This window comes from Salinivibrio sp. MA351 (assembly GCF_001996065.1).
Lineage (GTDB): Bacteria > Pseudomonadota > Gammaproteobacteria > Enterobacterales > Vibrionaceae > Salinivibrio > Salinivibrio costicola.
In genome coordinates, this window is record NZ_MUFG01000003.1 from 90,407 (window position 1) to 105,869 (window position 15,463).

General features: G+C 51.4%; 15 protein-coding genes. 6 read left to right on the plus strand and 9 right to left on the minus strand.

Annotated features, from left to right (window positions below; all coding sequences use genetic code 11):
* Window positions 1–59: 59 nt before the first annotated feature.
* Window positions 60–1,454, minus strand: a complete 1,395-nt coding sequence (locus BZG78_RS02915; protein ID WP_077660339.1) for an ATP-binding protein — start codon at window positions 1,452–1,454, stop codon at window positions 60–62.
* Window positions 1,442–2,137, minus strand: coding sequence for a response regulator (locus tag BZG78_RS02920; protein WP_077461523.1), 696 nt, complete (start codon window positions 2,135–2,137; stop codon window positions 1,442–1,444). Before BZG78_RS02920 ends, BZG78_RS02915 begins: the two co-directional genes overlap by 13 nt.
* Window positions 2,138–2,298: 161 nt before the next feature.
* Between BZG78_RS02920 and BZG78_RS02925 the strand changes: the two genes are divergently transcribed.
* From BZG78_RS02925 to pfkA, 3 genes are all read left to right on the plus strand, one after another.
* Complete coding sequence (locus BZG78_RS02925; RefSeq protein ID WP_077660340.1) at window positions 2,299–2,763, plus strand: Spy/CpxP family protein refolding chaperone; 465 nt, start codon at window positions 2,299–2,301, stop codon at window positions 2,761–2,763.
* 75 nt (window positions 2,764–2,838) lie between these two features.
* On the plus strand, window positions 2,839–3,780 hold the full coding sequence (gene fieF / locus BZG78_RS02930) for a CDF family cation-efflux transporter FieF (protein WP_077660341.1): 942 nt from the start codon (window positions 2,839–2,841) through the stop codon (window positions 3,778–3,780).
* 154 nt (window positions 3,781–3,934) lie between these two features.
* The gene (gene pfkA, locus BZG78_RS02935; RefSeq protein WP_025744227.1) at window positions 3,935–4,897 is read left to right on the plus strand and encodes a 6-phosphofructokinase; all 963 of its coding nucleotides are present in this window, start codon (window positions 3,935–3,937) and stop codon (window positions 4,895–4,897) included.
* Between the two features lie 91 nt (window positions 4,898–4,988).
* Here pfkA and cysE read toward each other — a convergent pair whose 3' ends face one another.
* The 4 genes from cysE to BZG78_RS02955 all read right to left on the minus strand — a co-directional run bounded on the left by cysE (window position 4,989) and on the right by BZG78_RS02955 (window position 8,011).
* Complete coding sequence (gene cysE, locus BZG78_RS02940; RefSeq protein WP_236719494.1) at window positions 4,989–5,822, minus strand: serine O-acetyltransferase; 834 nt, start codon at window positions 5,820–5,822, stop codon at window positions 4,989–4,991.
* A gap of 119 nt (window positions 5,823–5,941) precedes the next feature.
* Complete coding sequence (gene gpsA, locus BZG78_RS02945) at window positions 5,942–6,961, minus strand: NAD(P)H-dependent glycerol-3-phosphate dehydrogenase (protein ID WP_025744225.1); 1,020 nt, start codon at window positions 6,959–6,961, stop codon at window positions 5,942–5,944.
* Between the two features lie 9 nt (window positions 6,962–6,970).
* Complete coding sequence (gene secB / locus BZG78_RS02950; protein WP_025744224.1) at window positions 6,971–7,453, minus strand: protein-export chaperone SecB; 483 nt, start codon at window positions 7,451–7,453, stop codon at window positions 6,971–6,973.
* A gap of 96 nt (window positions 7,454–7,549) precedes the next feature.
* Window positions 7,550–8,011 carry a rhodanese-like domain-containing protein gene (locus tag BZG78_RS02955; protein ID WP_025744223.1) on the minus strand — a complete coding sequence of 154 codons (462 nt, stop codon included), beginning with the start codon at window positions 8,009–8,011 and terminating at the stop codon, window positions 7,550–7,552.
* Window positions 8,012–8,493: 482 nt separating this feature from the next.
* On the opposite strand from BZG78_RS02955, the gene gpmM reads away from it, so the two are divergent.
* Together gpmM and BZG78_RS02965 are read left to right on the plus strand one after the other, a co-directional pair.
* Window positions 8,494–10,032 (plus strand): 2,3-bisphosphoglycerate-independent phosphoglycerate mutase, encoded by a 1,539-nt coding sequence (gene gpmM, locus BZG78_RS02960; protein WP_077646515.1) that lies wholly within the window; start codon window positions 8,494–8,496, stop codon window positions 10,030–10,032.
* Between the two features lie 121 nt (window positions 10,033–10,153).
* Window positions 10,154–11,173 carry a peptidoglycan DD-metalloendopeptidase family protein gene (locus BZG78_RS02965; protein WP_241824088.1) on the plus strand — a complete coding sequence of 340 codons (1,020 nt, stop codon included), beginning with the start codon at window positions 10,154–10,156 and terminating at the stop codon, window positions 11,171–11,173.
* A 93-nt stretch (window positions 11,174–11,266) separates the two neighbouring features.
* On the opposite strand, the gene tdh is transcribed toward BZG78_RS02965, so the two are convergent.
* From tdh to BZG78_RS02980, 3 genes are all read right to left on the minus strand, one after another.
* Entirely contained in the window at window positions 11,267–12,295 is a 1,029-nt protein-coding gene (gene tdh, locus BZG78_RS02970; RefSeq protein WP_108743352.1) for an L-threonine 3-dehydrogenase, read from the minus strand.
* Window positions 12,296–12,314: 19 nt separating this feature from the next.
* Window positions 12,315–13,511 carry a glycine C-acetyltransferase gene (locus BZG78_RS02975; protein WP_077660343.1) on the minus strand — a complete coding sequence of 399 codons (1,197 nt, stop codon included), beginning with the start codon at window positions 13,509–13,511 and terminating at the stop codon, window positions 12,315–12,317.
* A gap of 194 nt (window positions 13,512–13,705) precedes the next feature.
* Entirely contained in the window at window positions 13,706–14,374 is a 669-nt protein-coding gene (locus tag BZG78_RS02980; protein WP_077660344.1) for a TetR/AcrR family transcriptional regulator, read from the minus strand.
* Between the two features lie 102 nt (window positions 14,375–14,476).
* On the opposite strand from BZG78_RS02980, the gene rfaD reads away from it, so the two are divergent.
* Window positions 14,477–15,421, plus strand: coding sequence for an ADP-glyceromanno-heptose 6-epimerase (gene rfaD / locus BZG78_RS02985; RefSeq protein ID WP_077660412.1), 945 nt, complete (start codon window positions 14,477–14,479; stop codon window positions 15,419–15,421).
* Window positions 15,422–15,463 lie beyond the last annotated feature (42 nt).

Below are 15,463 nucleotides of genomic sequence, written 5' to 3' on the forward strand. Positions count from 1 at the left end.
CAGTTACCACAGTGAGAAATAAGCCGTTATTGTCGCAACCGCGGGAAACCAGCGCAATATTAATGCACCGGCCAGCGAAGTGTGACGACCAACCCGCCTTGCGGTCGATTGTGAGCCAGGACCTGCCCGCCATGCTGTTGTACCGCTTGCGCGGTGATCGCAAGCCCTAGCCCAGAGCCGCCAGATTGCCGCTCTCGGGCGGCAGAGACACGATAAAAAGGCCGAAAGATATCGGTCAACATGCTCTCTGGCACTCCCGGACCATCATCGGCAACCTGAATGACCAGCATGGTATCATCAATGAATGTGGTGATATCGATACCTAGGTACGCATAACGGATCGCGTTTCTTAGTACGTTTTCCAACGCGCTACAAGCTAGGCGCGAATTAACACTCAATGTGACCGACGGCCATGGCGTTATCGTGATCGATTTGCCTTGTTGATTCGCTTCGAAACTCGCATCGTCCACCACCGACTGCCACAACACATCCGCACTGATCGACGCGCGCTCAAGCTGCCCTTGCGCTTGCAGTTTTGACAACGTAAGCAGCTCCGCAATTAAGGCTTCAAGCTGCCCCGCTTCCCGCTCAATCCTGGCCAAGCTATCACTGTGTCCTAATTCACGCTCCGCCAAGGCGCGTGCCATTTGTAAGCGCGTCAGCGGTGACCGTAACTCATGAGAAATATCCGACACCAGTTGCTGTTGTCCGGTCACCATTTGATTGAGCGCCGTAACCATATGATTAAATCCCTTCCCAGCCTCACTGAATTCTCTCGGGCCGCACTCTAACGCAGGATCCGGCACTAAATCGCCGTTGGCGACACGACGACTTGCCGCCTCAAACCGCCGCGCCGGACGCGTCAGTGTATAGGCCAACCAAAGCAACAGGGGAGTACTGACCAACATAGTGACTAGCAACAAATGCTGCGGCGTTTCCAGTATTTTCAACACGAAAGGAAGACGAGGCTGCCAACGACGGGCATGATAAAGATTGCCTTGCGCGTTATCCGTACTCACAGAAAAAGGACCGGCGAGCATGGCGCGACGCACCAAGCGTTGCATCGGCTGCTCTGTCTCATTGGTTTGAGCCATAAAGCGACGTAACTCGGTCGGTAAATCGTCAATCCGGGCCGATTTAGGGACCCAGTAAAGGGTGTTCGCTGCCCGACTGTGGCGATGACCACGACGCTGATTATGTCTGGCAACGAGCGTGGCTATCGGTATGTCGCGTGTCGTCGCGATGTTCACTAACTGATTTATTTGAGCAGCAATACGTGCTTGCTCCGCGGCCGGCACTGGGTGCAGCGATCGCGGATCGCCACGCTGGGCCCAAATGACCGCCGCTAATACCAGTAATAATGTGAGCCAAAAAATCACGAAAACCCGACCATACAAACTGGAGAAAAAAGGAACACGCGACAGGGTTTGGCGCACGCTGGCTAGTCGACCCATAAATACCCCTTTCCTCGCAGCGTTTTGATTCTTGGTTTAGCATCAGCACGTTCAGGTAACTTTTTGCGCAAATTGGAAATGTGCACATCCACGGCACGGTCAAAGGGCATCAAACGCTTACCTAACACCTGCTCACTCAAGTGGGCTTTACTCACCACTTCACCCGGGTGCGCCAGCAAGCACGCCAACATTTCTGTCTCCATGCCGGTCAGATCGACCGTCTCGCCTTGGCATACTGTTTCCAACCGATGCGGGTAAACGCACACATCGTCATGGGCTAAAACAGGCTCTTGCGCTTGGGTCGGCGGCTCGGGGTCCGGTAAGCGAGTGCGTCGTAAAATCGCCCGCATTCTTGCTAGAAGCTCTCGATCACTAAACGGTTTGGCCAGGTAATCATCCGCCCCAAGCTCTAAGCCCATCACGCGGTCTACCTCTTCTCCTCGTGCGGTCAACATCAAAATCGCAACATGTGACGTGGCGCGGAGTTGCCGTAACGTTTCCATGCCATTTAAGACCGGCATCATGACATCGAGCAAAATAATATCTGGCGGTAATTCACTCGCCATTGCTAAGCCCATTTGTCCATTGTCCGCGCAGCGAACCGAAAACCCTTCCAATGACAGCAACTCACCAAGCAGTGCGGTCAATTCGGTGTCATCGTCAATAATTAGAACCTGCTGCATCGCCCGTGACCCTCTCCTCAATTCAGTGACGCTGAATACAATCTTTTTATCACAGCGACATCGGCACAGGCATGACTTTACCCATCTTTACATCGCATAACGTGACTTTACATCCCAAGGGGTAATCTAAACGTGTACCTACTCAATGATGGAGAGACAGGATGAAACGTTTAACCCTTGGCTTAGCCGCCGCGCTCATTGCGATTCCCACCCTTGCTGCACCTCAGTTCGGTAACGACACCAACCGCGGGATCTGGCAGGATCTTGACTTAACGGAAGCACAACAATCACAACTCGACACCCTTCGCGACACTTACCGCGATCAACGTCTCCAGGCGCGTGACGGATTCCGGCAGCAAATGGGGGCACTGCTAACTCAACCTGAATTTGATGAAGCGGCGGCCACCGAGCTATTCAATGCCATGCCACAACATGGCCGACAAATGCACGGCCAAGGGATCGAGCGCGCTCGCCACATGCATGCCATGATGCAAGTGTTGACGCCAGAGCAGCAAGAAATCTTCTTAGATAAGATGCATGACCAACGCCGACACGGCGGTTGGGATAAAGAAAAAGGCAAGCGCGGCCAAGGCCACCATGATCGTCGAGGCAATTGTTCACGATAAATCTGCGTCGTGTCATACGCATCGGGTCAACAGTCTATATACTAAGGGTTGCGTTTCACTACACAGCCCTTTTTTATGAAAAAACAATATGCTTTCTGGGTCGAGGCCGCCGCGTGGGCAGCCACCGCGGTAGCGACCACCTTACTTCTGGCCAAATTGATTGCATGGTGGCTGACAGGATCGGTCAGTGTGCTGGCCTCATTTGTCGATTCACTGCTCGATCTACTGGCCTCGTTGACCAATTTAATTGTGGTGCGGTACGCCGTTCAACCTGCTGATAGTGAACATAGTTTCGGGCACGGCAAAGCCGAGTCCCTCGCCGCACTCGCGCAATCCACCTTTATCGTCGGATCAGCCTCTTTCTTGCTCCTCAGTGGCCTTGAACGTTTGTTCAAGCCAGTGCCGATTGCATCGCCAGAGCTTGGCGTTGCTGTCAGTGCAGGTGCCACCGTGATTACGCTAGGGTTAGTCTTATTCCAAAAATGGGTGATTCGCAAAACGGCCAGCCCAGCCATTGCTGCCGATGCACTTCACTATCAATCCGATTTATTAATGAATATTGCGATCATCGTCGCCTTGGCATTGAGTTGGTACGGCTGGACGCAAGCTGACGCTTGGTTTGCCATCGGCATTAGTGTTTTTATCCTATCTCAAGCTGTCAAAATGGCGTACGAGGCGGTCCAATCACTGCTTGATAGGCAGTTACCGCTTGAAGAGCAAGAGAAAATCGCGGTACTTTCCAGTTCTGTCGTCGGCGTTCATGGTATTCACCAACTGCGTACGCGCCAAGCCGGTATGACAAAATTTATCCAACTACACATAGAGCTTGATGACGAGCTACCCTTAGTGGATGCACATACCCTTGCAGATGCCGTAGAAGATAGGCTGCTGGTCGCCTTTCCCGGTGCGGATGTCATGATTCATCAAGACCCAAAATCGGTGGTGGCAAGGGAAACAGGTGGTGGCAAGGAAAACAAAAGCCTTGATGAGAGGCTGAACAAAAGCTCACCGGGCTGACATGTATCAACTTTTTTTCTACAGTAATTGTAATACTATTACAGAAGTAGGAAAATTACAGTTTAAGCAAGCGTCATTGCGGGTTCACTGGGGCAAGCAGGTTGCCATTTCCGCAATCGGCACGAAATAAGTGACGAACAGTCAGAGGGTAACCATGGTTAGAAAAATTGGTGTTTTGACCAGTGGCGGTGATGCGCCAGGTATGAACGCAGCGATTCGCGGTGTGGTTCGCAGCGCATTGAGCGAAGGATTAGAAGTTTACGGTATTTATGACGGGTTTCTTGGCTTGCATCAAAACCGTATCGAACGCCTAAACCGAACAAGCGTATCTGACGTGATTAACCGCGGCGGAACCTTTTTAGGTTCAGCTCGCTTCCCCGAGTTTGCTGACGAAAAAGTACGTGAGCAAGCCATTCAAAATCTAAAAATGCACGGCATTGATGCGCTGGTGGTTATCGGTGGTGACGGGTCGTTCATGGGCGCGAAAAAACTGACTGAGATGGGCTATCCTTGTATTGGCCTGCCAGGCACCATTGATAACGACGTCGCCGGTACCGATTATACCATTGGCTATATGACCGCGATGAACACAGTGATCGACGCTATCGACCGTTTGCGTGACACCTCCTCGTCGCATCAGCGGATCTCTATTGTCGAAGTCATGGGGCGCCACTGCGGTGACTTGACCTTAATGGCGTCGATTGCTGGCGGCTGTGAATACATCATCACACCGGAAATTGGTCTTGATAAAGACAAGCTGCTTGCCAAAGTGAAAGAAGGCATTTACAAGGGTAAAAAGCACGCGATCATCGCCATTACAGAGCTAATGACCGATGCTAATGAACTAGCGAAGTTCATCGAAACCGAAACTGGCCGCGAAACACGTGCGACCATTTTGGGCCACATTCAGCGTGGCGGTCAGCCCGGTGCATTTGACCGTATCCTTGCTTCGCGCATGGGTGCCTATGCGGTCGACCTGCTGCAAAACGGCGAAGGCGGACGCTGTGTCGGGATTCAAAATGACAAAATGGTTCACCATGACATCATTGATGCCATTGAAAACATGAAGCGCCCATTCCGTGATGATCTTTACGAAGTGGCAGAAAAACTGTTCTAAGCCGCTCGCGATATTGCGCTGATTAGCGCATGGCGATCAAAAAACGGAACCGTGCGGTTCCGTTTTTTTTTGTGGATTGGCGTCAAAGCAGTTATATGCCGTCCCCCGAAATAAACGTTTTGTGTGAGCCGTTAAACTCTTGATCCATATCCAGTGAGGGCATGTGTGAACTCGGGCGCCCAACGATTTTAGCCGGCACGCCCGCCACCGTGGTGTGCGGCGGTACAGGGTTGAGCACCACAGAGCATGATCCAATTTTCGCGCCCTCGCCAATATCGATATTGCCAAGGATTTTCGCACCGGCGCCGATCATCACACCGGTCCGAATTTTCGGATGGCGATCACCGCCTTCTTTTCCGGTCCCGCCGAGAGTAACATCTTGCAAGATAGAAACATTATCTTCGATCACCGCCGTCTCACCGATCACGATCCCCGTGGCGTGGTCAAACATGATCCCACGTCCGATAGTGGCCGCCGGATGAACATCCACTTGGCTGGTCACTGAAATTTGGTTTTGTAGGTACGTCGCTAACTCTTTGCGACCTTGGTGCCACAGCCAATTTGCCACACGGAAGCCTTGCAAGGCATGAAATCCTTTTAGGTACAGTAAGGGCGTGGAGTACAGTTCCACCGCAGGATCCCGCTCTACCGTGGCACAAATATCGCAGGCAGCCGATTCAGCCACCGACGCATCATTGGCATACACTTCTTCAATCACTTCTCGCACCGCCATCGACGGCATCGACGGCGTCGACAATTTATTGGCCAAAATATAGCTCAGGGCACTGGCGAGATTATCGTGCTTGATAATTGTGGCATGGTAAAAGCTGGCCAACATGGGCTCGCGCTCTGAGTGTTCGCGTGCTTCTGTTTTTACCGCTTGCCACACACGGTTCTGTTGGCATTCTTTTTTAGCCTGATTCACTGCCTTCATCCTTATCAAAAATCACCGGCAACTGGGACGTTCCCCTACCGTGCCAGTGTATAAAAAAAACGCGCGGTTCTCACCCCGCGCGCCTATTTATATGCTGATACACGTTGCCGTTATTCGGATTTTTTATCGCGGGCCAGCAAGTCTCGAGCAGCGTGATGCGCCAATTTACCCTGATATAAAACTTGATAAATTTGCTCCACAATCGGCATTTCAACCCCAGCGCGCTGCGCCAGGGCCCACACCTCTTTGGTATTGCGAAAGCCCTCAACCACTTGACCGATATTATCCTGCGCCGCTTGCACGCCTTCACCTTGGCCAAGCGCCAGCCCAAAGCGGCGATTACGCGATTGATTATCGGTGCAGGTTAAAACCAGATCACCTAAACCGGCCATGCCCATAAAGGTCTCTCGCGATGCGCCTAGCGCTTCACCCAAGCGCGTCATTTCCGCCAAGCCACGCGTAATCAGAGCCGTGCGCGCATTGGCGCCAAACCCGATACCATCAGAAATCCCAGCCCCAATCGCAATCACGTTTTTTACCGCGCCACCTAATTGCATGCCGATAAAATCATGATTGCCGTAAACGCGGAAACTCTGCTGGCAATGAATCGTCTCTTGCAAATCACGCACAAACTCGGGGTCAGGCGAGGAAACAGAAATCGCCGTCGGCATGCCAGCCGCCAGCTCTTTAGCGAAAGTGGGACCCGAGAGTACCGCCAGCGAGCGCGAATCACCCAGTTGTTCACGCGCGACTTCTTGCAACAGGCGTCCGGTTTCCGGTTCTAGCCCTTTTGTGGCCCAGCAAACGCGAGAATCCGCGCGTAAGTAGGGCCGGATCTGGCCGAGCACTTGACCAAAGACGTGGCTGGGCACCACCACCAATAAATCACGACTGGCATTCACCGCCACGGACAAATCGGCACAAAGCACCAGCGAGTCTGGAAAGGCGACGCCTGGTAAAAAAGCCTGGTTAGCACGGTCAATTTCCAACTGCGCAAGATGACGTGGATCGTGCCCCCATAACACAACGTTGGCACCATTTCTCGCCAGTGAGATCGCTAAGGCAGTGCCGTACGAGCCAGCGCCCAATACAACAATCGCGGCGTCTTGAGTGGGAGCAAGATCTGTCATAATGACCCCTTAGGCTTGCGCGTCTTCTTCTTCGCCAGATTTCGCGTCCGCCTGCTGTTGCAGGTAGTTCATGAACAAGGCATCAAAGTTTACCGGTGCAAGGTTAAGCTGTGGGAACGTCCCTTTAACGACCAAGCTAGAAATCGTTTCACGCGCGTAAGGGAAAAGAATATTCGGGCAAAAAGCGCCGAGGCAATGCGCTAATTGCGGCGCATCCATGCCGGTAACCGAGAAGATGCCGCCTTGTTGTACTTCGCACAAGAACGCACTGCTCTCTTGGTTTTTCACGGTCACGGTTAGACGCAGAACAACCTCGTAAATGCCTTCACCCAGCTCGCGGCTTTGCGTGTCTAAATCTAAGTTAACGTCAGGTGCCCAGTCTTGCTGAAAAACGTCAGGTGAATTTGGCGCCTCAAAAGACACGTCTTTAAGAAAAACACGTTGGATAGCAAAGTTTTGCTCGGCTTGTTGGTTGTTTTCTGCTTCAGCCATGGTGGTTCGTCCTTTCTAACTAGTTGCTTATGTGCCGGGCACATTAAAAAATGCGAGCCACTGCGTCATGCAGTCGCTCGAGATTTGAGTGAGGGATCACTTTTTCTTTTTGCTTTTGCCTTTGCCGCTTTTGGCGCGGACCAGTGGCATTTTGGCATCGTTCCACGAGGTCAAGCCATCTTTGAGCACATACACAGACTCAAAACCCGCTTTGGCGAGTTGATTCGCACTGTCAGCCGCGGTTTGACCGGTCTTGCATACTACGATGATGGGGTCAGTTTTATGTTTTTCAAGTTCGCCAAATGAGTGCGATTTAATTTCACTGGGCAATACGTTGATTGCACCCGTGATATGGCCCGCACGAAACTCGTCATGACTGCGAATATCCACAAACACCCCATTTTCACGGTTGTTCAGGATCGCGGCATCGTTCGGAGCCACCACTTTGTATGCGGCGGTTTTCTGTTTGATCAGCGACATCAACAAGGTGGCAGCTAAGCCAACCCAGACCAGTGTCAGAATCATGTTGTTGGAGACAAAATCGATATATTCCTGCATAACCTTTGCTCTATACTGCTTGTTTGTCCCGCGAGGCGAGAGTCCATCAAGGGGTGAAAATGGTGTCGAGTATAACCTGCTCGTCAGGGTTTTACAGCCTACCAAGACGAAATCGCGCGCTTGCTCACTCACGGTGATCGAATGATAAATTTTCGCTTCCCTTAATATGTTAAAAAGAAAGAAGGTTTCATCAATCGCAGACATCGAGTGAAGCCATTCGCGTATACCGACAATCTTCGCCATAATGAGGGGAGTCAAGGGTAGAAGGCAAGCCATGCAACCCTTGCTGGTTAACTTATCAGCTGGAATAATTGATCTTAGCCTACGTATCCTTGCGTAAAATGTTGTAAAATTACGCACACTGCACCACTGAGGCCTGATGCTAGCCTCAAATCTGGCCTCAAGCCTCAGTGGCTGCTCCATGACATCCAATGTCAGTGGCATCCAATGTCAGTCTTTAGCTTGAATTAAGAGGACGTAATATGTCTGCGAAAAAACCACTTGCACTGGTGATTCTCGATGGCTGGGGCTATCGTGACCCACAAAGCGATAATGCCATCACCAATGCTAACACGCCGGTTATCGACAGCCTGATGGCTGACAATAGCACCTTGATTTCAGCATCCGGTTTTGACGTTGGCCTGCCTGATGGGCAAATGGGTAACTCAGAAGTCGGTCACGTGAATATCGGTGCTGGCCGCGTGGTGTATCAAGAACTCACCCGTATCACCAAATCCATCGCCGATGGCGACTTTAACCAGACCCCCGCACTCACTGCCGCGGTCGATAAAGCCGTGGATAAAGGCAAAGCCGTTCATATCATGGGTCTGATGTCACCAGGTGGCGTTCATAGCCATGAAGACCACATTGCGGCCATGGTTGAGTTGGCCGCTGAGCGTGGTGCGGATCAAATCTATCTGCACGCCTTCTTGGATGGTCGTGATACGCCACCACGTAGCGCAAAAGCCTCACTTGAGCGTTTTGACGCCCTTTTTGCCAAGCTAGGCAAAGGACGTACGGCCTCACTGGTGGGTCGCTACTACGCGATGGACCGTGACAACAACTGGGATCGTGTAGAGCGAGCTTACGATTTGTTGACCTTGGCGCAAGGCGAGCATAGCGCAACGAGTGCGGTTGAAGGCCTCGAAGCGGCGTATGCGCGTGAAGAAAATGACGAGTTTGTCGCCCCAACGGAAATCTTCCGTGAGGGTGACAACAAAGCGACCATCAACGACGGCGACGCAGTCATTTTCATGAACTTCCGTGCCGACCGGGCGCGCGAAATGACTCGTGCCTTTATGCCTGAGTTTGATGGGTTTGCGCGTAAGAAGTATGCCGAACTGTCCGACTTTGTCATGCTGACCGAATACGCAGCCGATATCGATACGACGGTGGCTTTCCCACCGACAAGCCTGTCAAACACCTTGGGTGAATGGCTATCGAAAACCGGTAAAACCCAGCTACGTATTTCAGAAACTGAGAAATACGCGCACGTCACTTTCTTCTTCAACGGTGGTATGGAAACCGTATTTGAAGGCGAAGAGCGCTCTTTGGTGGCGTCACCCAAAGTGGCCACTTACGATCTACAACCCGAAATGAGCTCTGAAGAGCTAACGGATAAACTGGTTGATGCGATTAAGTCCGGCAAGTTCGATATGATCATCTGTAACTACCCGAACGGTGATATGGTCGGTCATACGGGCGTCTACGAGGCTGCTGTCCAAGCGTGTGAAGCTGTCGATGGCTGTATCGGTCGCGTGCTAGAAGCGATTAAAGAAGTGGACGGTCAAATGCTGATCACCGCCGACCACGGTAACGCTGAAATGATGGTTAACGAGGAAACGGGCGGTGCATATACCGCACACACCAACTTACCAGTCCCACTGATGTATGTCGGTAGCAAACCAGTGACCTTGAAAGAAGGCGGTAAGCTGTCTGATCTGGCACCGACCATGTTGGCATTGTCCGATATGCCGATTCCTGAAGAGATGACTGGCAAGCCTCTGTTCGATCTGAAATAATCTCCCCATGCGGGAGAAACGAACACGCCTAGGTCAAACCCTCCGCGCCAGTGCATTATGCACTGGCGTTTTTCTGTGTCTATTCACAGGGTCTGTGCACGCTAACTCACAACTTGAGGGCGTGAGCGATGAGATTGCCCGCCAACAATCACAGCTGGCCGCGCACAATAAAAAACTCAATGCACTTCAGCGCGACTTAAAAGCGCAATCTAAACGGATTGACACATTGTCCAGGCGCATCCGCCAAGCGCAAGCTAGCCTGCAAGAAACAGATACCGACATTACCCAGCTGACGCAACAACAAGCGCGATTAAAGCAGGAAATGATCGCCCAACAAGCCCAACTGGGCGAGCTTATCGATGCGCAATATCGTCAAGGCAAACACGATCAACTCAAACGACTGCTCAGCCAAGAATCGCCAGCCACCCTTGACCGTTTAACGCGCTATGCCGAAATCGTTGCAGGCACAATGCAACAAACGATTGAGTCACTCGCCGCTACCCGTACCGATTATCAGCTCACCGCTCACCAGCTCAAACAGCAGCGGGACAAACAAACGCAGCTCGTGGCTGAGTTAACCGATAAAAAGCGTGAGCTTGAGACTGAGCAAAACGCACAAAGCCAAACGGCGAAACAAATTCGTGCCAAGATTGCCAGTGACAGCGCATATTTAGCCGAGCTCAAAGCCAATAAGCAGCGCTTGCAAGAACAAATCGCCGAGGCGGCACGACGCGCTCAGGTCAATATGGCAGGCATTAGTGACGCCAAAGGAAAACTCACTTGGCCCGCCCAAGGTAAACTCCTTCACCGCTTTGGCGAGCGCCAATCCGGCGAAGTGACTTGGAATGGCATCGTGATTGATGCCAAGCGTGGCACGGAAGTGAAAGCGGCGCATGCAGGAAAAGTGGTGCTATCCAGTTGGCTACGTGGCTACGGGCTATTGATTGCCGTCGATCATGGCAAGGGGGATATGAGCTTGTACGGCTATAATCAAGCATTACTCAAAGACGTCGGCGACACAGTGACCGCCGGTGAACCGATTGCCTTAGTTGGCGACAGTGGCGGACAATCAACACCATCGCTATATTTCGAGATTCGTCGTAAAGGCAATACCACTAACCCAGTTCCTTGGTTGGATTAAAAACGCCCACCCCATGGGTGAGCGCTGTCAATATTGCCAAGCGCCTGGTGAGCCTTCAATCACCCGGTCATATGGCGTTATAGGTCTCTTACATTAGCCCTGCCAGTCGAGGATCACCTTGCCAGATTGCCCTGAGCACATCATCTCAAAGCCTTCTTGAAAGTCATCTACGTGGTAATGGTGGGTAATGATGGGGGTTAAATCCAACCCTGATTGAATCAAGGAGGCCATCTTGTACCAAGTCTCGAACATTTCGCGACCATAGATGCCTTTGATCACCAAGCCTTTAAAGATCACTTGATTCCAATCAATGCCCATATCGCTCGGTGGGATCCCGAGCAAGGCAATATTGCCGCCATGGTTCATGGCCGACAACATGCTATTAAAAGCGGCAGGGACGCCCGACATTTCCATGCCAACGTCAAAGCCTTCGGTCATCCCAAGCTCCGCCATCACCGATTCCAGTGAGGTATCGGCAACATTCACAGCACGGGTTACACCCATTTTACGCGCCAGATCCAAACGGTACTCATTCACATCAGTGATCACCACATGTCTTGCGCCCACATGACGCGCAACCGCCGCAGCCATAATACCAATCGGGCCGGCTCCTGTGATTAGCACGTCTTCGCCGACCAGATCAAACGATAACGCGGTGTGCACCGCATTGCCAAATGGGTCAAAGATCGAGGCTAAATCGTCCGAAATTTCCGCTGGAATTTTGAAGGCATTAAACGCCGGGATCACTAAATATTCCGCAAACGCCCCAGGACGATTGACCCCGACCCCTTCGGTATTACGGCAAAGGTGCGTGCGTCCGCCGCGGCAATTACGGCAGTGACCACAGGTAATGTGACCTTCTCCGGAGACGCGATCACCGATGGCGAAGCCTTTGACTTCTTGTCCAATCCCAACCACTTCACCCACATATTCGTGACCGACCACCATGGGAACCGGAATGGTGTTTTGCGACCACTCATCCCACTTATAAATATGAACGTCGGTACCGCAGATGGCGGTTTTGCGGATTTTGATCAGTAGATCGTTATGCCCAAGCTCAGGCAGCGCCGCCTCCGTCATCCAAATACCGGGCTCGGCTTTTAGCTTCGCCAGGGCTTTCATGCTTGTTTGTGTCATACGATTACCCAATCAGTTGCATTTCTTTACCGACTTTGATGAAAGCATCAATCGCGCGGTCCAGTTGCTCACGCGTGTGTGCGGCTGACATTTGAGTGCGAATACGTGCTTGCCCTTTCGGCACCACCGGATAAGAGAAGCCCACTACATAGACGCCTTCTTGCATCATACGTTCGGCAAACTCACTCGCGACTTTGGCATCTCCCAGCATCACCGGAATAATGGCATGATCCGCGCCTGCTAGCGTGAAACCTGCCTCAGTCATACGAGCTCGGAAATGTGCGCTGTTATCCCATAGCTGTGCGCGCAAATGGTCACTTTCCGCCAGCATATCGAGCACGCGAATAGAGGCCGACACAATCGCCGGTGCCAGTGAATTCGAGAACAGATAAGGGCGTGAACGTTGACGCAACCAATCGATCACTTCTTTTTTACCCGATGTATAGCCACCCGAGGCTCCCCCCATGGCTTTACCCAAGGTCCCAGTGATGATATCAACGCGGTCCATGACTTGGTGGTATTCGTGGGTACCACGGCCATGATCGCCCATAAAGCCCACAGCGTGGGAGTCATCCACCATCACCAGCGCGCCATACTGCTCAGCCAGATCGCACACTGCGGGCAAGTTAGCGACCACGCCATCCATCGAGAAAACGCCGTCGGTGACAATCAAGATATTCGCCACATTGGCTGCTTTCGCGGCTTTAAGTTGGGCTTCCAGCTCGTCCATATCGTTGTTGGCGTACCGGAACCGCTTCGCTTTACATAAACGCACCCCATCAATGATCGATGCATGGTTCAACGCATCTGAGACAATAGCATCATCAGGCCCCAGGATAGTTTCAAACAAGCCGGTATTCGCATCAAAGCATGACGAATACAAAATCGTATCTTCCATGCCCAAAAAGTCAGATAGTTTACCCTCAAGAGTTTTATGGGCGTCTTGCGTGCCACAAATAAAGCGCACTGACGCCATGCCAAAGCCATGCTCATCCATCCCCGCTTTGGCAGCCTCAACCAAAGCAGGATGATTGGCTAATCCTAGATAGTTATTCGCGCAGAAATTGAGCACCTGTTGCTCATGATTAACGGCCACACTGGCCGATTGCGGGGAAGTAATAAGGCGTTCACTTTTGTACAAGCCATCAGCTTTTACTTGCTCAAGCTGATGACGTATTTGCTGATAGAAGGCAGCCGTCATCGCAATCTCCATGCTGGTGATGATTACTTTTGGAAGGCCGCCGCACAGTTTCTGTACGGCGAATGATTGGCTGCTATCATGGCACGTTCATTAGGTTTGTGCCAATAACCCGCACGAGACAGTGATTCATATCGTGTATTCCGCTTTAGGCTGGCGGAATATCGCGCAAAACACAATAAACGACGTTGGACCGGTTAATTTAAGGTATCCAGTGCGCGTATATCTTGGCGAACCAATTGCTGCTGATAGTGGTCCATTAATGCAGCGATAGCGGTTTGCCCTTGCGAGGAAGTCAGCGGATGTAGCAACGCCAACATCTGTAAAACGCCTTTGTAGATCACACCGGCATGAATATGTGTTTGTGGCGCTTGCGCACTTTGGTAGAAAATCCAGCTTGACGCGACCTGCTTCAAGGTTTCGCCCACGGCAGCCAACCCACTCTCACTCAGATTCAACCACCCCGCATGGCTGTAATGCTGCAAAATAGTCATCAGGTTGGTTTGAAGATGTTGTTGTGCATCGAGGTACTTATGCTGTAGCGCTTCATCGCGACGCAGAATATCGGGCAGATTGGCGTAAAAAAAGCGGTAGCGCCACATCAAACTGAACGTTGCATCGAGATAATGTTGCAACAGCGCTTGGGTATCTTCTTGAGGCTGACTAGGATCAAAAGCAAGGGCGAGATCTTGCGCGTATTGATCAAAAATGCTGTGTATAATCGCCTCTTTATTACGAAAGTGGTAATAAAGGTTTCCCGGGCTTATCCCAAGATCAGCCGCAATATGATTCGTGGTAATATTTGGCTCACCGTGTTGATTGAATAAAGCCAGTGCAGCATGGATAATTCGGTCTTGGGTTTTCATGTATGGTTCAGTCCTCTGCCCGGTTGATGCGTAACCATACTATCACAGTCAACAATAATGGCGACGGCGTCTGTCGCCTGCAACGATGAATTAGGTAACGATATGATTTTTGTGACTGGTGGTGCCGGCATGATCGGTAGCAACTTAGTAAAAGCACTTAACGAGCAAGGCTATCGTGACATCGTTGTCGTCGATAACCTTAAAGACGGCACCAAATTCGTTAACCTGGTTGATTTGGATATTGCTGATTACATGGATAAGGAAGACTTTCTTACCCAAATCATGGCCGGTGAGAACTTCGGGCCTATCGAAGCGATTTTCCACCAAGGTGCTTGCTCAGCGACCACCGAGTGGGACGGCAAGTACATGATGCTCAATAACTATGAATATTCTAAAGAGCTATTGCATTACTGCATTGACCGTGACATTCCGTTTTTATACGCCTCGTCAGCGGCTACTTATGGCGGCCGCGACAGTGACTTCATTGAAGCGCCAGAGTATGAAGGCGCGCTGAATGTTTACGGCTACTCGAAGCAGCAGTTTGATAATTATGTCCGTCGCGTGCAAGACGATGCCAAGGCACACGGTGAAACACTGCCACCGATCACCGGTTTTCGTTACTTCAACGTTTACGGCCCTCGTGAGCAGCACAAAGGCAGCATGGCGTCCGTTGCTTACCACCTGAACCAGCAAATCTTAAACGGTGAAAACCCGAAGCTGTTTGAAGGCAGTGACACCTTTAAGCGTGATTTCGTCTATGTTGGCGACGTGTGTCAAATGAATATCTGGTTCTGGCAGCAACAAATCTCCGGCATTTTTAACTGTGGTACTGGCCGTGCCGAACCGTTTAGCGCCGTCGCCAACGCCGTCATCGCGTTTCACGATCAAGGGGAAATTGAAGAGGTGCCGTTCCCCGATCACTTAAAAGGCCGCTATCAAGCTTACACGCAGGCCGATTTGACCAAGGTTCGTGAAGCCGGATATACCGCTTCCTTTAAGACTGTGGCTGAAGGTGTTGCCGCCTATCTGGCTGAAATCAATCGCTAATATAATGATGTTTACGCCAAGCCGTGACGCTTGGCGTATGAG